General features: G+C 72.3%; 14 protein-coding genes and 3 tRNA genes. 10 read left to right on the top strand and 7 right to left on the bottom strand.

Features of this window, described 5'->3' with window-relative positions; translation table 11 throughout:
* Positions 1-16 precede the first annotated feature (16 nt).
* A complete protein-coding gene (locus tag WMF12_RS19210; RefSeq protein WP_437873011.1) occupies positions 17-1,528 on the bottom strand; it encodes a sigma-54-dependent transcriptional regulator in 1,512 nt (503 codons plus the stop codon).
* A 119-nt stretch (positions 1,529-1,647) separates the two neighbouring features.
* Here WMF12_RS19210 and WMF12_RS19205 point away from each other — a divergent pair, with 119 nt between their 5' ends.
* The 6 genes from WMF12_RS19205 to WMF12_RS19180 all read left to right on the top strand — a co-directional run bounded on the left by WMF12_RS19205 (position 1,648) and on the right by WMF12_RS19180 (position 9,499).
* Complete coding sequence (locus WMF12_RS19205) at positions 1,648-2,505, top strand: outer membrane protein assembly factor BamD (RefSeq protein ID WP_437873010.1); 858 nt, start codon at positions 1,648-1,650, stop codon at positions 2,503-2,505.
* Entirely contained in the window at positions 2,502-2,816 is a 315-nt protein-coding gene (locus WMF12_RS19200) for a hypothetical protein (RefSeq protein WP_044965207.1), read from the top strand. Before WMF12_RS19205 ends, WMF12_RS19200 begins: the two co-directional genes overlap by 4 nt.
* A 109-nt stretch (positions 2,817-2,925) precedes the next feature.
* Positions 2,926-3,402 carry a transcription elongation factor GreA gene (gene greA / locus WMF12_RS19195; protein WP_012236225.1) on the top strand — a complete coding sequence of 159 codons (477 nt, stop codon included), beginning with the start codon at positions 2,926-2,928 and terminating at the stop codon, positions 3,400-3,402.
* Between the two features lie 143 nt (positions 3,403-3,545).
* Complete coding sequence (locus WMF12_RS19190) at positions 3,546-6,908, top strand: sulfatase-like hydrolase/transferase (RefSeq protein ID WP_437873009.1); 3,363 nt, start codon at positions 3,546-3,548, stop codon at positions 6,906-6,908.
* Positions 6,909-6,939: 31 nt separating this feature from the next.
* Complete coding sequence (locus tag WMF12_RS19185) at positions 6,940-8,241, top strand: tetratricopeptide repeat protein (protein WP_437873008.1); 1,302 nt, start codon at positions 6,940-6,942, stop codon at positions 8,239-8,241.
* Positions 8,228-9,499 (top strand): outer membrane protein assembly factor BamB family protein, encoded by a 1,272-nt coding sequence (locus WMF12_RS19180; RefSeq protein WP_437873007.1) that lies wholly within the window; start codon positions 8,228-8,230, stop codon positions 9,497-9,499. Before WMF12_RS19185 ends, WMF12_RS19180 begins: the two co-directional genes overlap by 14 nt.
* A gap of 521 nt (positions 9,500-10,020) precedes the next feature.
* On the opposite strand, the gene WMF12_RS19175 is transcribed toward WMF12_RS19180, so the two are convergent.
* Positions 10,021-10,614 carry a GNAT family N-acetyltransferase gene (locus tag WMF12_RS19175; RefSeq protein WP_437873006.1) on the bottom strand — a complete coding sequence of 198 codons (594 nt, stop codon included), beginning with the start codon at positions 10,612-10,614 and terminating at the stop codon, positions 10,021-10,023.
* Positions 10,615-10,685: 71 nt separating this feature from the next.
* Positions 10,686-12,392: a hypothetical protein gene (locus WMF12_RS19170; protein ID WP_437873005.1), complete on the bottom strand. Its 1,707-nt coding sequence runs from the start codon at positions 12,390-12,392 to the stop codon at positions 10,686-10,688.
* A 482-nt stretch (positions 12,393-12,874) separates the two neighbouring features.
* On the opposite strand from WMF12_RS19170, the gene WMF12_RS19165 reads away from it, so the two are divergent.
* Positions 12,875-14,302 carry a serine/threonine protein kinase gene (locus WMF12_RS19165; RefSeq protein WP_437747088.1) on the top strand — a complete coding sequence of 476 codons (1,428 nt, stop codon included), beginning with the start codon at positions 12,875-12,877 and terminating at the stop codon, positions 14,300-14,302.
* Between the two features lie 23 nt (positions 14,303-14,325).
* Here the strand turns inward: WMF12_RS19165 and WMF12_RS19160 are convergent, their stop codons facing one another.
* The 3 genes from WMF12_RS19160 to WMF12_RS19150 all read right to left on the bottom strand — a co-directional run bounded on the left by WMF12_RS19160 (position 14,326) and on the right by WMF12_RS19150 (position 17,439).
* On the bottom strand, positions 14,326-15,129 hold the full coding sequence (locus tag WMF12_RS19160; protein WP_231864919.1) for a hypothetical protein: 804 nt from the start codon (positions 15,127-15,129) through the stop codon (positions 14,326-14,328).
* A 202-nt stretch (positions 15,130-15,331) separates the two neighbouring features.
* Positions 15,332-16,459 carry a carboxylate-amine ligase gene (locus tag WMF12_RS19155; RefSeq protein WP_437873004.1) on the bottom strand — a complete coding sequence of 376 codons (1,128 nt, stop codon included), beginning with the start codon at positions 16,457-16,459 and terminating at the stop codon, positions 15,332-15,334.
* Entirely contained in the window at positions 16,456-17,439 is a 984-nt protein-coding gene (locus WMF12_RS19150; RefSeq protein WP_437873003.1) for an ATP-grasp domain-containing protein, read from the bottom strand. Before WMF12_RS19150 ends, WMF12_RS19155 begins: the two co-directional genes overlap by 4 nt.
* A gap of 384 nt (positions 17,440-17,823) precedes the next feature.
* On the opposite strand from WMF12_RS19150, the gene WMF12_RS19145 reads away from it, so the two are divergent.
* The 3 genes from WMF12_RS19145 (at position 17,824) to WMF12_RS19135 (ending at position 18,260) form a co-directional block, all read left to right on the top strand.
* A tRNA-Val gene (locus WMF12_RS19145) sits at positions 17,824-17,895 on the top strand.
* Between the two features lie 45 nt (positions 17,896-17,940).
* Positions 17,941-18,017: transfer RNA gene (locus tag WMF12_RS19140), tRNA-Asp, on the top strand.
* 166 nt (positions 18,018-18,183) lie between these two features.
* A tRNA-Asp gene (locus WMF12_RS19135) sits at positions 18,184-18,260 on the top strand.
* A 98-nt stretch (positions 18,261-18,358) separates the two neighbouring features.
* Here WMF12_RS19135 and WMF12_RS19130 read toward each other — a convergent pair.
* A complete protein-coding gene (locus WMF12_RS19130; RefSeq protein ID WP_437873002.1) occupies positions 18,359-19,897 on the bottom strand; it encodes a hypothetical protein in 1,539 nt (512 codons plus the stop codon).
* Positions 19,898-19,955 lie beyond the last annotated feature (58 nt).

Raw genomic sequence — 19,955 nt, 5'->3', positions numbered from 1 at the left:
GACGTGCCGGCTTTGCTTACGGCGCCTCACCTCGCTTGATGCCGTACGTGCGGATCTTCTTGTGGAGGTTCGTGCGCTCGACGCCGAGCAGAACGGCCGCGCGCGAGATGTTCCAGTCGAGGCTGGCCAGCACCTCGACGATGTAGCGGCGCTCGGCCCGATCGCGGAACTCGCGGAGCGTGAGGCGAGGGCGCTCCGGCTCGTGGCGGGCCGCGCCCGCGGGCGGCTCGGCCGCGACGGGGGCGGGGGGCGCCGCCGCGCCGTCACCGGCGGCCCCCTGCGCGTCGTCCTCGAACGGGTTCTCGTGCGGATCCTCCGGGAGATCGGCGATCGTGACGACATCGCCCGAGAGGATCGCGGCGCGCTCGATCACGTTCTTGAGCTCGCGGACGTTGCCCGGCCAGCTCCGGCGCTCGAGCGCGGCGTAGACCACCGGATCGATGGCCTTCTGCTTGAGGCCGTTCTCGTTGCAGAACGCCGCCATGAACGCGTCGGCGAGCGCGCGCAGGTCCTCCATGCGGTCGCGCAGCGCCGGGCTCTTGATGGGGAACACGGCGAGGCGGAAGAAGAGGTCCTCGCGGAAGCGCAGCGCGGCGACCTCGCGAGAGAGGTCCTTGTTCGTCGCGGCGAGCACGCGGACGTCGACGTACCGGCTGTGCTCGCTGCCGACGCGGCAGATCTCGCCCGACTGCAGCGCGCGCAGCACCTTGGCCTGGGCGGCGAGGTCCATGTCGCCGATCTCGTCGAGGAACAGCGTGCCGCCGTGGGCCTGCTCGAAGAAGCCCCGCTTCGGTCCGCTCGCCCCGGTGAACGCGCCGCGCTCGTGGCCGAAGAGCTCGCTCTCGATGAGCTCGCGCGGGATCGCGGCGCAGTTGACCCGGACGAAGGGGCCCCGCGCCCGCGGCGACAGCCGGTGGATGGCGCGGCTCACGAGCTCCTTGCCCGTGCCGCTCTCGCCCGTGATGAGCACGCTCGCCTTCGTGGGCGCGACGCGGTCGATCTCCTTGAACAGCCGCTGCATCGCCGCGCTCTGGCCGATCATCTCGTAGCGCGCCTGCACCTGCGCCTTGAGATCCTCGACCTCTCGAGCGAGCCGTGAGTTCTGCAGCGCGTTCTTCACGCCCACGAGGACGCGCTCGCGGTTCAGCGGCTTCTCGAAGAAGTCGCTGGCGCCGAGCTTGATCGCCTTCACCGCGTCGTTGACGGTCGCGTGGCCGCTGATCACGATCACCGGGAGCTCGCGGGTGGCGTCGTCCTGGCGCACGCGCTGGAGGAGGTCGAGGCCGTTCATGCCGGGCAGGAGCAGGTCGACAAGGGCGAGGTCGACGGGGCTGTCGCCGTGCGCGAGCAGCTCCAGCGCCGCCTCGGCGCTCGGGGCCTCCGCGACCTGGTAGCCCTCGCCCTGCAGCACCAGCGCGAGGGTGCGGCGGATGTTGCGCTCGTCGTCCACCACGAGCACGGTGGGCGCGGCGGCGCCTCCGGGCGGGGCGGTGGCCGCTGGGGCGGGCGGCGGAGAGGAAGCGGGCATGGGTCGACCATACCCCAGCTCAGCCGTGCGCCACGATGCGGGGAGCGAAGGAGCACAGGCCCGGCCCCACAGCGGAAGCCCTGGCGCGCCGGCGCCGGATTGGGTACGAGGCCTGCTCGATGAGACCCTCCGCCGCTGTCCTCGCCCTCGCCGGGTGCCTCGCTGCCCTCGGCGCGCTCGCGGGCTGCGATTTCGAGCTCAACGACGGCCGCACCGCGACCCTCACGTACACCGAGGACGCGCGCGCCGCGTACAACGAGGCGATGGCCGCCTTCCAGGCCAAGGACTGGGAGGACGCTCGCGCCCTCTTCGGCGAGGTGAAGCGGCTCTTCCCTTACAGCCGCTACGCCCGGCTCGCCGATCTCAGGATCGCGGACCTCGATTTCGAGCAGGGAAAGTACCCGGAGGCGATCTCGGAGTACCGCGCGTTCATCCAGGAGCACCGGACGGACCGGAATGTCGAGTACGCGAAGTACCGGATGGCGAAGGCGCTCTACCTGGACATCGACGACACGGTGTTCCTGCCACCGGCCGAGGAGCGCGATCAGGCGACCACGCTCGAGGCCTACAAGGAGATCCGGACGTTCCTCCGGCAGTACCCGCGCAGCCGGTACCGCGAGGACGCGGCTTACATGCTCGAGGTCGTGACGGGGCGGCTCGTGCGCCACGAGCTCTACGTCGCGCGCTACTACCTCAAGGAAGACGCGTTCGACGCGGCCCTCGCCCGGATCGACTACGCGCTGCGGACCTTCCCGGGCTCCGGGCTCGATCCGGAGGCGCTCGTCCTCAAGGGCGAGACGCTCCTCAAGATGAAGAAGCCCGACGAGGCGCGCGCCGTGTTCGAGTCGGTCATCCGGGACTGGGGCGGCCCGTTCGCCGTGACCGCGCGCCGGTTCCTCGACGAGATGGGCGGGCCGCGCGGCACGCCTGCCAAGAAGGCGGCGTCGGGCCGCGCCCCCGCGAGGCCGCAGCTGTGACGCAGGCCGTCGGACGGCCGTCCTCCGGCGCTCGCTACGTGCTGGAGCAGGCCGACGCCGGAGATGCGCCAGGGGAGTTCGTGTACCGGGGCCTCGTGCGGCTCCCGGACGCGGACGTCCCGGTCGAGGTGCGGGTCGCCGAGGCGACCGGCGCGGCCACGGCGACGGTGGACGCCGCGGCCGTCCCGCACGGCGGACCGCATCCCGAGGAGCTCTCCAGGACGGCGGCGGCCCTCGTCCGGAGCGCGACCAAGTCAGCGGACGCCCATGCGCGGCGGCCGCCGCGGAAGATCGTTCGCTGGCGCGGCTAGGCGAAGGCGGCGGGGCACGCGCTGCGGTCCGGGCGCCTGGCGCCTCGGGCGATTGGCGCGCCTAGGGCCGTCGTCTCCCGGCCGGGAGCCATGCTAAAAGCGTCCCACCATGTCCGAGAAAGTACCGATGACGCCCGAGGGACAAGCGCGGCTCCGCGAAGAGATGCGACGGCTGAAAGAGATCGACCTGCCGCAGGTCGTCAAGGACATCGGGACGGCCCGGGAGCACGGCGATCTCTCCGAGAACGCCGAGTACCACGCCGCCAAGGAGCGCCAGGGCATGATCGTCGCCCGCATCAGCTACCTCGAGCAGACGCTCTCGCGCGCCGAGGTGATCGATCCGTCGAAGCTGAGCGGCAGCAAGGTCCAGTTCGGCGCCAAGGTCAAGCTCGCGAACGTGGACACGGACGAGGAGCAGAGCTTCCAGATCGTCGGGCCCGAGGAGGCCGATCTCAAGGTCGGGCGCATCTCGATCGCCTCGCCGCTCGCGCGCGCGCTGCTCGGCCATGAGGTCGGCGAGGAGGTCCGCGTGAACATGCCCGCCGGGCCGCGCACGTACGAGATCCTCGAAGTCTCCTACGCATGACCGAGCGCAACGGGGCCGCTCCGATGCGCCCGCGGGGCCATGGGGGCGCCAGCCGGCCTCCTGGGGGGCCCGCGCCCTCCGGGCGGCCCCTCCTGGGAAGCCGGCCTGACACGACGGCCGCCGGGGAGGGGATCGCCGGCGTCATGCCGGGGCCGGCCGGCCACCGGGCCCCGGCGGCGCCGCGCCCGCAGGCCGGGCCGGCGCGCCCGTCCACGCCGGCGCCCGCGCCGAGCCGCGCCACGTTCCCGAGCGGGAACTCCGACGCGCCTCCGAGGAAGCTGGAGACGGAGATCGGGTGGCGCATGGCGGACGCCTACCTTGCGCTCGCGGCGCTCGCGCTCGCCGAGCTCCTGGTCGTCGGCGTGTGGCGGTGGCGAGAGCTCCTCGGGCCCTACGAGCTCGGCCGCGCCCTGCGCGACCTCCTGCCGCTCGCGCTCTCGGCCGCGGCGCCGTGCGCCGCCGTCCTCGGCGCGGTGCTCGAGATCGTCATGCGCGCCGAGCGCAAGGCGTTCCGCGCCGCGGCAGCGCTGATCGCGGGCGCGTTCGGCGGCGCGGTGGCCTTCGGGGTCTCGACGGGGCGCATGCTCGAGGGTGGCCGGCGCGCGCCCTTCATCGCGGCGCTCGCGCTCGTCGCGGCCGCCGCGACGTTCGCTGCGGCGCCGCGCGCCGCGCGCGCCCTGAAGCGAGCGCGCGCCGCGGCCTCCGGCAGGTGGCTCCTCCTCGCGGCGATCTGCGCGATCGTCCTGCTCGAGGTCGCGAACGTGCGCGTCTTGCCGCGCCTCTACGCCGCCTTTCACCTGGGGCTCGCGGCGCTCACCCTCGCGGCGGCGACCTTCGCGACGCCGGCGCTGCCTGCGCGCGCGGCTCGCCTGGAGGACCTGCACGGGCGGCGCTCGCCCAGGCTGGTGCGCGCGGCGCTCGCGCTCGTCCTCTTCGCGTTCGGCGCGGCGCTCGCGCCCGGCGCCGCGGACAGGCTCGCGCTGGCGGACAACATCCGGCTGATCTACGCGACGCACAGCCCGCTGCTCGGCCACGTGGTCGAGCTCGCCGCCGTGCTGTCGCCGCCCGAGCCGCTCGACGCCGCGCCGCTCGACGAGCGCGCGAGCGGGCACGCCATCGATCTGCGGGGGCGCGACATCGTGCTGATCAGCGTCGACGCCCTGCGCGCCGACCACGTGGGGGCGTACGGCTACGACAGGAAGATCACCCCGAACCTCGATCGCCTCGCGGCCGAGGGCGTGCGCTTCGACGCGGCGTACACGCCGACGCCGCACACGTCGTACGCGGTGTCGTCGCTCATGACGGGCAAGTACATCCGCCCGCTCGTGCTGCAAGGGCTCGGGGACGACTCCGAGACCTTCGCGCAACACCTCCGCCGCTACGGCTACAAGACGGCGGGCTTCTATCCGCCGGCGGTGTTCTTCATCGACGGCGAGCGCTTCGGCGCGCTGCGCGATCGGGCGCTCGACTTCGAGTACCGGAAGGTCGAGTTCGCGAGCGCAGAGCTCCGGCTGGAGCAGGTGCGGAGCTACCTCGCCGGGCTCGGGCCGGAGCAGCGCGCGTTCATGTGGGTGCACCTCTTCGAGCCGCACGAGCCGTACGAGGCGCACCCGGAGCACCCGCTCGGCGACCGCGACATCGACCGCTACGACGCGGAGATCGCCGTGGCGGACGCGGGGGTGGGCGCGATCGTGGACGAGGTCCGCAAGGGGCGCCCGGACGCCGTCGTGATCGTCACGGCCGATCACGGCGAGGAGTTCGGCGAGCACGGCGGTCGCTACCACGGCACGACCGTGTACGAGGAGCAGGCGCGCGTGCCGCTCCTCGTGAGCGCGCCCGGCCTGCTCTCGCCGCGCGTGGTCCGGGCGCCGGTGCAGCTCGTCGATCTTCTGCCGACGGTGCTCGCGGGGCTCGGCATCCCGAGGCCGGCGCGCGTGCGCGGCGCCGACCTCGGGCCGCTGCTCGCCTCCGGCGACGAGGCGGCGGAGCAGGGCAAGGCGGCGCCGGGCGGGCCGCCCTCGCTCCCGGGCTTCGCGTTCGCCGAGACGGACACGCAGACGCTGCTCGCCAAGGGCACGCTGCGGCTCGTCTGCGCGCGCAAGATCGGCGCGTGCGCGCTCTACGACGTGGCGACCGATCCGCGCCAGCAGGAAGACATCTCCGCGCTGCGCCCGGCGGAGCTCGCCGCGATGCGGTCGGAGCTGCGCGCGATCGAGGCGTCGCACGGGCGTTACGAGGTCCGCGGCCTCCGGCAGGAGGGCAAGGGCTGGCCCGACGCGCTCCGCCGCGGCATCGCGGGCGACGCCGACGCGGTCGTCGAGGTCGCGGCGCTGCTCGACGACGCGGACGTGGCCATCCGGCGCAAGGCGGGCGAGGTGCTGTTCGATCTGCGCCGCTCCGAGGCGGCGCCCTCGCTGCGCCTCGCGCTCGTGCGCGACGAGGACGACGAGGTGCGGCGCTGGGCGGCGCTCTCGCTCACGCGGCTCGGCGAGGGCGCGCCGCTCACCCGCGATCTCGTCGTCGATCGCGATCGCAAGTGGCGGCGCCTCGCGGCGCTCGCGCTGGCGGAGTCGGGCGATCGCCGCGGCGACGACGTGCTCGTGGCGTGGCTGCGGCAGGTGGTCCGCGGCCCCGAGCAGGACGGCGGCGCCGACGCGGGCGAGGTGACCTCGTTCGAGCGGGCGCGCGAGATCGTGGACGCGCTCGCCAAGATCCGGGTGAAGGCGGCGCTGCCGCCGCTCATCGCGGCGCTCGGCGACGTGCGGCTCCGTCCGTACGCCGCGGCCGCGCTCGCGGCGATCGGCGAGGACGCCGCGCGGCCGGCGCTCGCGGAGCGGCTGAGCCAGGAGCCGTACCAGACCGCGCGGGTCGCGATCGCGGAGGCCCTCGTGAAGCTCGGCGCCGGCCCCGAGCTCCGGGCGCCGCTCCTGCGCATGCTCGGCACGCCCGATCCGCTGCCGGGGGGGCTCGGGCTCGCGCTCCGGGCCGACATCCTCGACCTCCTCGGCGGGCCGCGCGAGCGCGATCTCGGCCGCCTGCGCCGCTTCGCGAAGAGCGGGGTGGGCCTCGGCGTCGTGATCCCGAAGGCCGGCAACGGCAAGGGCGTGCGCGTCCTCTGCCGCGCGCGGACCGACGACGGCCGCCCCGGCGAGGTGCGGTTCGGCAGGCCCACGCGTGGCTGGCGCCCGCCGAAGCGGGACGGCGCGTCGCTCGTCCCGGCCAGCGCGCCGGAGCTCGATCCGGAGCGCGCGGTCACGCTCGCGATCCCGCCGGGGAGCGAGCCGACCGAGGCGTTCGCGACGCTGCCGCCCGCGGCGGGCGCGCAGGCCGGCAATTACGGCGATTTCGTGGTGTACGCGACCCAGAACGTCGAGGTGTCCGCGTGCGCGGTCGTCCCGCTGAGCGACGAGATCCCGCCCCCGCCGCCTGCGCCCTGGTCGCCCGGGGAGGCCGGGGCGCCGCCGCGCTCGGACGACGAAGCGCCCGCCGCTCACCGGCCAGATTGACGCCGCAGGCCGCGAGACTAGAGTCCGCCGCGTGTCGGACAAGGACCGAGAGCAGGCCGAAGAGAAATCCGCGCGGAGCGACGGCGATGTCGCCACGCGGAGCGATGGCGACGAGGACGGGGCCGCGGAGGCGGCCCCGGCGAGGCCGCCGCGCGGCGCTCCGGTGAAGGACGCCGGCGGCGGCGACGGCGACGGCGACGACGAGGCCGCGCAGCGCGTGGCCGACGCGCTCGGCGTCGGCGAGGCGGAGGAGGCTCCCGCGCCGGAGGCGGCGGGCGAAGAGGCGGCCGAGGCGGCGCCGAACCGCGCGGCCCGCCGCCGCGACGAGGCCACGGCGCGCCGTCGCAAGAAGAAGGCGATCGGCGAGGAGCTGCCCAAGGACAAGAACGCCCGCGCGAAGGAGCTGCTCGCTCGCCGCAGGGAGCAGGCCGAGGGGCGCCGCCCGGTCCAGCTGCTGCCGGGCGAGATGGTCGAGGACGCGCTCAGCCGGATGAGCAGCGGCGCTGGCCGGTGGATCAAGGCGAACTTCCACATCCTCCAGTGGGGCGTGCTGGCGGCGCTCGTCGCGACCGGCGGCGTGCTGTTCTACCTGTCGCGGGTCGAGAAGAAGGACGCCGTCTCTTCGTCGGCGCTCGTCTCGGCCGTCGCCGCGGATCGGGGCAGGGTGCTCGCCGAGGACACGCGCACCGAGGAGGAGAAGGAGCTCGACGTCACGAGGACCTTCAAGACCGCGGACGAGCGGTCGGCCACCGCGCTCGCCGAGTACAACAAGGTCATCGACGAGCACGCCGGCACCGGGGCGGCGACGCTGGCGAAGCTGGGGCAGGCCGGGGTGCTGCTCGACAAGAAGGACTACGCGCACGCGCTGGACGCGTACAGCGTCGTGGTCTCGTCGCCGCTGGCCGGGGCCGATCCCGACGTGAAGGGGCGCGCCATCGAGGGCATCGCCTTCGCCCGCGAGGGCAAGGGTGATCTCGACGGCGCGCTCGCGTCGTTCAAGGAGCTCGAGGCAATCGACATGAAGGGCTACAAGGAGCTCGCGCTGTACCACCAGGCGCGGCTCCACCTGGCCAAGGGCGACACGGACAAGGCGAAGGAGCTGCTCAAGAGCGCGCACGAGAAGCTCCAGGCGCCGTCGACGGAGGGCCGCCCGTTCCAGTTTCTCGAGGCGGTCGTCGAGGAGATGCTGCGCAAGATCGATCCGGCCGCCGTGCCGCCGCGCGCCGCGTTCGGAGGTCCGAAGGGCCAGTCGATGACGCCGGAGGAGATCGAGCAGCTGCTCCGCCGGGCGCGTGAGAACGCGGAGAAGAAGGCGGGCGATGCGCCGCACTAGCCGCGCAGCGGGCGTCGCGCTCGTCTGGCTGGGGCTCGCGCCGCTGAGCGGCTGCGGCAACCTGGGCGTCGCTGCGGCGCCCGATGCGCCGCTCTGGCTGCACCACCCGGGCGGCGCACTCGGCATCACCATGCGCCGCGAGCTCACCGCCGAGACGCGCAAGGTCGGCGAGGCCTACGAGCGCGGCCGCCCCGAGATCGACGTGGCGCACCGGCGCGTCTTCGTCGGATCGAGCGATCACGGGCTGTATGCGCTGCGCGCGGACACGAGCGACGTCCTCTGGCGCTTCGAGACGCTCGGCCCGGTGCAGTGCGAGCCGCTCTACGACGCCGCGTCGGACACGGTCTATTTCGGCTCGGACGATGGCGCGCTCTACAAGGTGCGCGCGTCCGACGGCGCGCTGCTCTACCGCTTCATGACCAACGCGAGGGTCGCGCGGCGGCCGGTGTTGCGCGACGGCGTGCTCTACGTGACGAACTCGAACGACACGCTGATCGCGCTCGACGCGGCGACGGGGGCGATGCGCTGGCACCAGCACAGGACGCCGGCGGGCGGGATGGAGATCTCCGGGCACGCGGGGCCGGCGCTCGGCCGGGACAAGGTCTACACCGCGTTCTCGGACGGGGTCGTGATGGCCTACGACCTCAAGGACGGGTCCGAGCAGTGGGCGCTCGTCGACCTGGCTGCCGAGGCCGAGCAGAGCGCGGGCGGCCAGACGCCGAAGTACCTCGACACGGACACCACGCCGGTCCTCGGGAAGATCGCCTCGGGCGATGTGGTCTTCGTGGCGGGTTACGCGGGCGGGGTCTTCGCGCTCGACGCAGAGAACGGGACCCGGGCCTGGATGAACGAGACGGCGGTCGGCGTGACCGAGCTTCTCCTGTGGGAGCAGCCTGCGCACCAGCCCCGGAGCGGAGGCGGTCCGATCGTGCCCGCGCGGAAGGTGCTGCTTGCGTCCTCCGGCATGACCGGCCTGTGGGCGCTCGATCCAGAGGATGGCCGCACGATCTGGCGCCGGGACCTGCCTGACGGCGGCATCTCGGCCCCCGTGCCGTTCTCGGGGGCGCTGCTGGTGACGACCACGCGCTACGGGATCTTCCTGTTCTCTCCGCTGGACGGGGCCGTGATCGACGGCATCGAGACCGGCGGCGGCATCGCGATGACGCCGGCGGCGTACGGCCGGCGTGCGTTCGTCCTGACGAACGGCGGCTCGCTGCTGAGCCTCGACGTCGAGACGCCCCCGGTTCCGAAGGGCTGAACACACGTACAGACTGAGGCGCGGCGGCTCGATGCTGGCGGGCCGAAGGGCGCGCGGGGCGTTGCGGACGACGCCTTGAGGCGTGTTGCGGGGCTCCGGAGTGGTGCCTCCGGCCAGGTCTCGTGGCGGGCAGAGCCAGGGGTGGCGGCGACCGCGGGCGAGGCCGACCGACCCAGGTTGCGGCGACGGCGGCAGGCCGACCGACCCAGGTTGCCGCGGGCGAAGCCGACTGACCCAGGTTGTGGCGATGGCGGCGACCGCCGCGGGCCGATCGGCCCTCAGATGCATGAATTTGCTCGCGAAATCGAGCCGATCTCCCCTGCCCGCAGCACCGGCCTTGGATCGCATAAGAAACATTATGTCAACTCGCGCCCCCGGTCGGTTTTCCGGGCCCCACGGCTGGCGCGAGCGCAGCCAGGCGAACCCCGGCCGAGCCGTCGCGCGCTTCTGCAACCGCGCCCCTTCGCCCGGGCGCCCGCCGGCCCACGACGGCCCCGAGCGAACGGTCCGCCCGGCCGGGTTCAGCTCTCGCTGCGCTCGTCGCCCTCGTCCAGCGCTTCAGGGCGTTGCGGCGGAATGGCCGCCCACAGGATGACCTCGCCGGCTCGGGCCGGCGGGCTCCCGGAGGCCTCCTGCTCGCTCCACCACGCGCGGACCTTCGCGGGCGCGCCCTCGCCGAGCGGCTCGAAGCCCTTCTTCTCGTAGAAAGCCTGGGCCCAGCCCGCCTTCTCCCTGGAGCGTACGACGACCTGATCCATGCCGAGCTCGCGCGCTCGATCCTGGAGGTCCGCGAGCAGCCGCGTCCCGATGCCGCATCGCTGGTGGTCCGGGTGCACCGAGAGCTCCTCCAGGACTGCGACCCCAGGCGCCTCGTCACGCCACGCCAGGTAGCCGGCTACCTCGTCGTCCGCTTCTGCCACGCGCACGTCGTGCCGCCGCGTCAGCGCGGCGAGATCGGCGAGCGTCCGCGCCTCGATCTCCGAGACCCCAACCCCAGCGCCAGCCTCGCGGTGCGTCGCCGTACAGGCCTGCTCCAGCGCTACGAGCGCCGGCAGCTGGGCCTCCTGCAGTCCTGTCACGCGGATCCGCTTCGGGGCTGTCCGTTCGTCATGCATCCCCCGAGGCTACCGTCGATGCGCGGGATGCCCCACTTCTTGCCGAACGTGTCCCGCGGCGCCGTGGCAGCTCAGCTGCGCAGCTGGAGCAGCCGCGCGATCGTCTCGCCGTCCCCGGGGCTCAGCGGGACGAGGATCCCGAGCGCCGCGCCCCGTGGCGGAGCGTTCCTTCCGTCCATCGGGACGAGCCGGAGCTCCCCGGCGCTCGAGATGCCGATCACCGCGATCCGCAGCGCCGGCAGCGGCTCGATCTGCGACGCGGGAAGCCGCGGCGGAGGCGCCTGCCATTCCCCTTCGTACGGCGGATCGTTCCACGACGAGTCCTCCGACGAGCCCCCACGATCGTCCGTGAGGGCTCCCTGCGACCAGGACGCCGCCTCCTCCGCGCCCTGGCCCTGCATCGCGTCCGAGGGCTCCCCCGCCAACGTCGGATCCCCCTGGTGATCCGCAGAGGCGATGCCAGCGTCGGCTTCATCCGGCTCGGCCTCGGTCCAGTCGGCGCGGTCGTCGGACGCGTCGCCCGCCTCCGGTGCGGCAGCGGGCGGCTTGCCGTCGCCCGCCAGCTGCTCCAGGGCGAGCATCGGCGTCTCCTCGTCCAGATCCTCGATCCGGAGCTCCATCAGCACCCGCTGCTCCTGCGGGGTCAGGGGGCGGCGCGCGGTGCCCTCATCGTCCGTGCTCGGCCAGAGCCCCGGGCGCCGCTCTGTCGCCTCCTGCGAAGAGCCCGCGCCGAGCGGGACCGCCGGCCGCCGCGCCAACGCCGCGGCCATGGCCGTCGGCGTCGGCACCGTCGCGCGCTGATCGGCCGGAGGATCTGCGTCGGCCAGCTGCTGCTCCCCGCTGGCACTCTCGCGCGCGGCGTCCGACGCGCCCTGCCCCGGCTCCTGGCCAGCGAGCGCACCCGCCGCCGGGAGCTTGACCGCTGGGACCTCCTCGGTCACCGCGGTGGTCGACGACACCCTCCCGTGGGGCGACGCCGCGAAGCCGGTGATCGCACGCGCGTTCGCCGGGACAGCGCGGCCAGGCGATCCGGCCGTCGAGGCGGGCGCGCCCGGCGGGGCGCCGGTCTTCGTCGCCGCGGCAGGGCGCGCCGGGAGCCCTGGCGCGTGGCTTGGCGTGCGCGCCGCCGGCGACAGCTGGGTCGGGGTCACCTCGCGCAGGGCCGCTGCGCTCACCGGCCCAGGGGCGCGCCGCGGCACCACCGACGCCGGCCGGCCCAGCCCCGTCGCGGGCCTGGGCACGGCGCCGTCGCGGAACGTCGCCGCCGCGGACGTGATCGGCCCTGTCGGCGCATCGCCGGCAGGCGCGCGGACCGAAGGCGCCCGCATCGCGGCGGGCGGCGCGCTCGTGCCCGCGCCGCCGCGCTCGGCTCGTCCTGCCTCCACGCCCGGCGGATGCGACGGTCGCGCCAATGCCCCCGGCGCGCTAGGCCTGGGCGGCGCCGCGCTCGCTGTCGCGGGAGGCGCGCCGGACGCTTGGGGAGGCGCGCTCGCGGCCGCATTCGGCGGCGCGCTCGCGGTCGTGGGCTGCGAGGCCGTGGCCGTATCCGCCTCGAGCGCCGCGATCTTCTGCGCCACCTCCGCGGCGGCCTTGAAGAGCTCGAGGGCGCGCAGGTCGGCGTTGGCATCCGAGGCCTGCTCCGCGGCGCGGCGCAGCCATTTCAGGGCCTCGTCGCGCTCCCCGCGCCCCCACAGCGCGGTCGCGGTCGACAGCGCCCAGTGCACGTCTTCGTTGTCTTCGTCGTGAGGCGGCGGGATCGGGCGCAAATTGGCTTCCATGAGGCCTCGTCGAGCAGGTCGCTCACCGTGTATCACGACTCCAGCGCCCGCGTCTTCAACGCGAGCTGGCGCACTTTTCGCACCTTTACGCGCACTTTTACACGCGTCTTTACACGCAACGAATCATTCCCTTTCGCCGCACTCGTTTCCCATCCCCATCGTTTCCCATCGGTTCGCATCCGTTCCGATCTCCTCGCGCGCCACATCGATCGCCCCGGCCGCGCTCGCCGCGCCCTCTCTTCGGGCCGCGCTCGCCTACCCTCCGCAGCGATGCGTCCCTCCGAAGCGCCTTCGCCCCCGAGCTTGAGGTCCGTATACGCTTCGTGGCACCCTGGCTTTGCGGGACCTCCTTCGTGACGTGCAGGCGCGATGGCGCTGCGTCGCTCCGGCAGACGTCGAGGCTACGGGCCTCCACGAACGTAACGGTGGCACTCGAGCCCTACCCCTCCAAACTCCGCCTCCCCATCTAGTAGGACCACCGCGTGCAGATCCTGTCGGACCTCAAGCCTGGAGACACGCTGGGCCGCTACGAGCTCCTCATGCCGGTCGCCCGTGGAGGGATGGCGGCCGTCTGGGCGGCGCGCCTCGTGGGATCCCGCGGCTTCCAGAAGATCGTCGCCATCAAGACGATGCTGCCGGAGTTCGGCGACGACCCGGCCTTCGAGGCGATGTTCCTCGACGAGGCGCGCCTCGCGTCCCGCATCCGGCACCCCCACGCGGTCGAGATCGTCGAGCTCGGCGACGAGAACGGCGTGCTCTACATCGTGATGGAGTGGGTCGACGGCGACACGATCGCCTCGCTGAACAAGCAGGTGAAATCGACCGGCGGCGTCCCCCTGCCGATCCTCCTGCGCATCGCCTCGAGCATCTGCGCCGGCCTGCACGCCGCGCACGAGCTGCGCGACGACGAGGGCAGGCTCGTCGACCTCGTGCACCGCGACATCTCCCCGCAGAACGTGATGGTGTCGTTCGACGGCATCGTGAAGATCGTCGACTTCGGCGTCGCCAAGGCCACGGGCCGCCTGCACGAGACGCACGTCGCCGGCCAGCTCAAGGGCAAGATCCCGTACCTCTCGCCGGAGCAGCTCACGTCGGGCAAGGTCGATCGGCGCGCCGACATCTTCTCGCTCGGGGTCCTCCTCTACACGACCCTCAGCGGATACCACCCGTTCCGCGGCAAGACGGACGCGAAGACGATGGAGAACATCATTCGCTTCGCCCCCGTCCCCATCCGCGAGCTCGTGCCGGACGTCCCCTTCGATCTCGCGCTGGCGATCGAGCGCGCGCTGGCCAAGGATCCGGCGGACCGCTGGAGCGACTGCGCGTCGTTCCAGCGAACGCTCGACCAGATCGCGATCTCTCTCGGCGCCTCGGTCACGGACGGCGACGTCGGTCGCTTCGTCCGCGAGACGCTCGGGGACGCCGTGACCGAGCGCCGGAAGAAGCTCGCTACGGCGATCCAGCTCGCGGACAGCCGCTTGTCGTCGCGGGGGGAGCTCCGCTCCACGTCCGGGCGGCGAGGCGAGCCGCGCAGCAGCAAGCGGCCGCCCGCCGGGAACACGCCGCTGCCGGCCACGTTCGCCGGCATCCTCCCCGTCTCTCTCGACGAGCCGCCGCCCAAGTCCTCCTTCCCGCCGCCCTCCAGCCGCAAGCTGCCGGTCAAGTCCGCGCCTCCGGCCCTGATGACGCCGGCGCCCCGCCGACGGCGGCGGTGGCCCCGCCGCATCTTCCTGGCCTTGGTCGTGGTCCTGCTGCTCGTCTCGGGGGCGGCGCTCGCCGCCCGCGCGGGCCTCCTGCCCGTGCCCGGCGAGGTCCATGACGCCCTTCGCGACGTGCGCGCGCTCCTTCGCGGCGCGCGCGAGCTGCTCCGCGGCGTCCTCGAGCGGCTGAGCGCGCTTCTCGCGGACTAGCGCGGACTAGCTCCGCGCGGCCGTCACTTGATGCCGGCGGACGGCTCCGGCAGGCAGACGCCGAGCGCGCAGAGCAGCAGGTTGACGTCGCCTGCGGCGCAGTACACCTGCCGCGCGCAGTAGTCGTCGTAACCGCAGAGCTGATGGCAGGACGCCTCGTTCCCGAGCGCCCCGGTGAACGTCATGCAGGACCAGCCGCTCGACAGCCAGAGCCCCTCGGGCCGTTTCGTGTCGAAGAGGCACGCGTCGGCGCGCGTCTCCGGGTCGAACACCTCCGCGGTGCAGGCGTCGCCTCCGGACAGCTTGCCCCGCGCGGCGGACATCGTGTTGAGCAGGTAGGTCACGTCGCACGCCTGATCCGAGGCCGAGTCCCGCGCGATCCGGGCGCGCAGCTCGTCCTTCCTCGCCGCGTAGGAGCGGACCGCGCGGATCGCGCCCGTGACCTGGTTGTTCCCGCCGTCGGGCTTCGTCCCTTCGGCGAGCGCCGCCAGCACCTTCTCGACCAGCTGCTCCGTCTCCGGATCGGCGCCCGCGGAGCCGTCCTTCGCGTAGCCGAGCCGGATGGTCGAGGGCGGCGTGCGCGACGTGCACGGCTTCGCGTGCGCCCAGAGCTCCTCGCTCACGATGGGCGGCCGCTTCGTGAGCGGCTGCTTGCAGACGCCCACCGATCCGGGAGGCAGCGAGCCGGAGGCCCGCGGCGTCGGCTGCCCGGGACCTTCGTTGACGTACTCGGTCGACGCGCAACCCGCGGCGCCCGCGGTGACGGACAGCGCGAGCAGCCAGCCCACCGAGAGAGCTGCGACGCAGCGATGCGGAGCGTTTCCCACGGCCGCACGGTAGCAGAGCCGGAGCGCGAGCAGAAATTCTCGCACGGAGGCGCGCCTCGGCCGGCGGCCGCCTCTCGATGCACCCCGCCGCCCCTGCCCCGCCGAGCGCCTCCGCGGGAGCCGCCCGCGGCCGGGAGGAGGGCTCCTCCCGGCGCGCGGCCTCCCCACGGCGGCCTCCGCCGCCGGGCAGCTCGGCGGGGCCTCACAGGCCGAGGCTCGACTGCTCGATCAGGTCGTCGACCACGGCGTGGAAGCTCTTCGTCCGGGCGTAGACCGCGAGCTGGCGATCCGCGCTCGTCCCTTCGTGGAGGATCCTCCGGACCCGCTCGAGCTCGCCCTGCGATCCGAAGATCTCCGCCGACTCCTGCACGAACTCGAGGAGCTCGTCGACGAGGTGGCGGACGGGGACCTGCTCCTGCTTCCCGAAGTCGATGAGCTGCCCGTCGAGGCCGTAGCGCACGGCGCGCCACTTGTTCTCCTCGATGAGCTCCTGCCGGTACTCGCGGAACCCGAGGTTGCGCCGGTAGAGGAGGTAGAGCTTGCCCATGACGGCCTGGACGAGCGCGGCCAGCGCCACGGTGTCGTCGAGGCGCGTGGTCATGTCGCAGATCCTCACCTCGACCGTGTCGAAGAACGGGTGCGGGCGGACGTCCCACCAGATCTTCTTCGCGTTGTCGATGCAGCCCGTTTTCACGAGCAGATCGACGAAGCGCTGGAAGTGGTCGTACGACTCGAAGAGCCCCGGGATCCCGGTGCGCGGGAAGCGCTTGAAGATCTCGCTGCGCGTGCTCTTCAGCCCCGAGGGGCGGCCGAGCCAGAACGGCGAGCTCGTGGAGAGCGCGAGGATGTGCGGCAGGAAGTAGCGGACCTGGTTCGCGAGGGCCATCGCCACCTCGCGGTCCTTGACGCCGACGTGGACGTGCAGCCCGAAGATGAGGTTGGCGCGGGCGACGTCCTGCAGGTCCTCCACGATGCACCGGTAGCGCTCGCCGTCGGTGATGTCCTGCTTCTTCCAGTCGCTGAACGGGTGCGTCCCGGCCGCGACGATCCGCATCCCCCCTCGCCGCGCGAGCGCGTTCAGGCTGCCGCGCAGCTCGGAGAGCTCTCCCCTCGCCTGCCGGATGTCCCGGCAGACGCCGGTGCCCGTCTCCACGACCGACTGATGCATCTCCGGGCGGGCCCGGCCGCGCAGCAGCTCGTGGCCCTGCCCCCCCTCGAGCAGCTGGCTCACGTACGACCGCAGCTCGCGCGTCTCCGCGTCGACGATCTGGAACTCCTCCTCGATGCCCAGCGTGAACTGGCCGTCGAGGAGCCCCTCGACGGCGGTCACGACGAGGCCCCGAGCCGAACCTTGCCCACGGAGGGCCGGACGAGCCTCGACCACGCGTAGCCGTCCCTCGTCCGCCGGTCGCCTCTCGAGCACTCCACGGCGAACGCGACCATCCAGTCGACGGCGATGTTGAAGTACCGCTCCCGCAGGTGCTCGATGTGCATGTCCGGCGCCGGGTTCGTGAAATCGATCGCGTACGGGACGCCGTCGCGGATCGCGAACTCGATCGAGTTCATGTCGTAGCCGAGCGCCTTGTTGATCTTGATCGCGTCCTCGATGACGCGGTCGTGCAGCGCCTTCGGGAGCCACCGCTCGTTCTCATGCTGCACGTAGCAGCCGCGGAGCCCCGTGGGGCCGATCGCCCTGGGGTCGTACTGGATCGGGAGGATGCGATCCTTCCCGACGCAGATGCAGCGGACGTAGTCGTCGAAGTCGATGAACTCCTGCAGGGTCATGACGTTCTGCCCCGAGGCGTTGTAGGCGGCGAGCAGCTCCTCCTGGCTCCGCACCACCGACACGTCCTTCCACCCGCCGCCGTCCGCGGGCTTGAGGATGGCCGGGAAGCGCACATAGTCGATGATCGCCTCCCAGTTGAGCGGATACTCGAGGTTGCGGAGGCTGCGCTCCTTGACGATCGCCGGGATGTAGTCGCGCTGGGGCAGCATGACGGTGCGCGGCGTCGCGATGCCGATCTGCGACGCCAGCGAGTAGCCGAAGAACTTGTCGTCCGCGCTCCACCAGAACGGGTCGTTGATCACGAACGCCCCGCCGAGCGCGGCGGCCTTCAAGTAGAAGCGGTAGTGCTTCACCTCCTGGCTGATCCGGTCGATGAGCACCCGGTACGGGCTCTCGAACCGCTCGGGCGTCCCGCCGAGCTTCGCGATCTCCGCCCGGATGCCCGGCACCTTGTTGCACCTCTCGAGGAAGGCCTGAGGGAACGACTGTTCCCAGCCGACGAGGATGCCGATCTTCTCCGCCATACGTTGCTTGCTCCTCCACTACGCGTACACGCGGCTGGCGCCGCTGACGCACAGCGTAGCGCGGACACATGGGAAATTTACGCTGGAAGTGTGTCGATGAGTCAGGTTGTCACACGGTCCACAGCTCTGTTCGCACGTCCGCCCGGCGCGTTCGTGACAGCGCTTGCAATCGCAGCAAACGAGCGACGCGAGGCGCGGACGCGGATCGCGAGGGTGGCGGCGGGACCGGTGCGGGCGCGTGTGGCGGCGTGCGGCGCGCGGCACGCGGCGAAAGCCACGGAGATCGAAGGGCAGGCGCGGGCTCGATCAGGCAGGGACGGAGGCCGCGAGAAATAAATCTTGACGGACTCCGTTCGGCGAGTACAGTCGCGCACCTCTCCGACGGGGCGGGTAGCTCAGCGGCAGAGCGTCGGCCTTACAAGCCGATGGTCGCAGGTTCGACCCCTGTCCCGCCCACTTCCTGGGTCTAGGGGCCTGGGTGATCTGTAGTGATGTCAGTCTGGGGTGGTAGTTAAGTTGGTTATAACGCCGGCCTGTCACGCCGGAGGCCGCGGGTTCGAGTCCCGTCCACCCCGCCAGCTTTCTTCCCTGTCATCTGAGTCGATGCTCGCCTGAGCCTCCCTCGGTTGGCTTGCATCGCTTGGTGCAGGCCAGGCGAGGAGGTCTGGCTCATGGCGAGCTTGCTCATGGGAAGCAAAGCCGAGCTGGCTCGGCGCTCGCCGAGCGGTCGTATCCCTGACGTCTGGGGTGGTAGTTAAGTTGGTTATAACGCCGGCCTGTCACGCCGGAGGCCGCGGGTTCGAGTCCCGTCCACCCCGCCAACGCTTCTTGAATCGCCGCCGCGCCGCCGTTCGCCGTCGCACTTCTGACAGGCCGGGCGCTTCGGGCGTGGCGCGCGCGGCGCGCACGGCATTGCGCCTCAGTCGTCGCGCTGCGAGAGCGTGAGCAGCGCCTTGACCTTCGCGTACGAGATGTAGGGGTTGTCCTCGGCGCCCCCGAGATCGTCGGCGTCCTCGCCCGCGCCCTGGGCCCGCACCGGGATCCAGAGATAATCCGGGTGGAGCTCCTTGCCGTTGACCCCGTTCACGATCGAGGGGTTCTTGATCCACTCGCCGCCCAGGATGGTGAGGTTCTCGTCGAGCTCGAGCACGTAGTGCAGCTCCGACACGGAGAGCGGCACGGTGCGCTGCTCGGGCGGCGTGAGCAGCGTCTCGCCGGTGACCGAATCGGAGATCATCCAGAAGCGCGCGGCGACGCGGACGAAGCGCGTCGCGCCCGGGTTGAACCTGTAATTGTAGCAGTCGGCGCCCGCATACGCGCCGCCGCACAGGAGCCGCGCGGCCTGCCGGACGTCCACCTCCTCGATGACATCGATCGAGAACTGCTTGACGGGGAAGCTCCACACCTCGACGTCCCAGGTGTGGTCGACGACGAACATGAGCTTCTGTCGCTGGGTCGAGTCGCCGTGGAGCGGCTTTGCTCCGACCCCGAGCAGCCCGGTCATGGCCACGTGCATCGTGGCCGGGTTCAGGTCGCGGCAGGCGGGGTCGATGGGCCTGCCGTAGACGTCGCGCATCGTCCGATCCGCCCGCGTCTCGCAGCGACGTCCCGAGAAGGTCACCGAGTCGCTGAAGTAGAGCTCGCTCATCAGCGCCTCGATGTCCGCCATGCGGAACAGGACGCAGCCGGTCTCCGCCGCGGCGCACTCGGTCACCTTCGCGCCGGAGAGCTTCACCCGGACGTCGCGGCGCGGCCCGGCCCCCTCGGCGGCGACGTAGGCCGACCACCCGTTGCAGTGCCCCCACCAGTACTCCGGGTAGACACCCTGGTAGAGCCCGTGATGCTGTAGCTCCCAGCGCGTGGCCGGGCCGGCCACGACCACCGTCGGCTGGATATACGGAGGATTGCGCAGGTAGGGAGGCCTCCTGAGGTCGTCCATGCTCCACGAGGCGATGGCCCCGAGCGTCTCCATCTGCCCCGAGTGGAACAGGACGTCGTATTTCTCGACGGGAGAGATGTTGTCCGGGTCGGAGATACGGTCGGAATAGTTCTTGTTGGTCGAGTTCCAGCGATCGGCGATGCCGTTCTGCCGCTGAGGCCACCAGTTCGAGGCGAACGCGGTCGACTGCGCCTCGCCTTCCCGGAGCGTCGAGTTGAGCTGGAGCAGGGAGCCCCGGAGCTCGGGGTGCAGGTGCGAGGGCAGGTTGGCGCCGTCGAGCGCCTCGCGGCCGCCGGTTCGCGGGATGAGGAGCTGGTGCGCGCCGCCGAGGATCTGGCCGGTCTCGGGCGAGAAGCCGAGCACATACGGCAGCTCTCCGCCTTCCATGAAGCGGAAGGTCGAGACGTTCAGGCTGCTCGCCGCGACGGCGACGCTCTCTCCCGGCGCCGGGTCGAGCTCCGCGCAGCCCTGGACCAGAAGCACCGAGCTCACGACGCTCGCCCTCATCCACGTCTTCATCGCCGAACCCCCCGGAGACCGACGACCGCCGATCTCTCGCGCGTGCTCTGCAGAGGGC

Source organism: Sorangium sp. So ce363, from assembly GCF_051520435.1.
Classification (GTDB): domain Bacteria; phylum Myxococcota_A; class Polyangia; order Polyangiales; family Polyangiaceae; genus Sorangium; species Sorangium cellulosum_B.
This window is presented reverse-complemented; position numbering and strand designations above follow the sequence as displayed.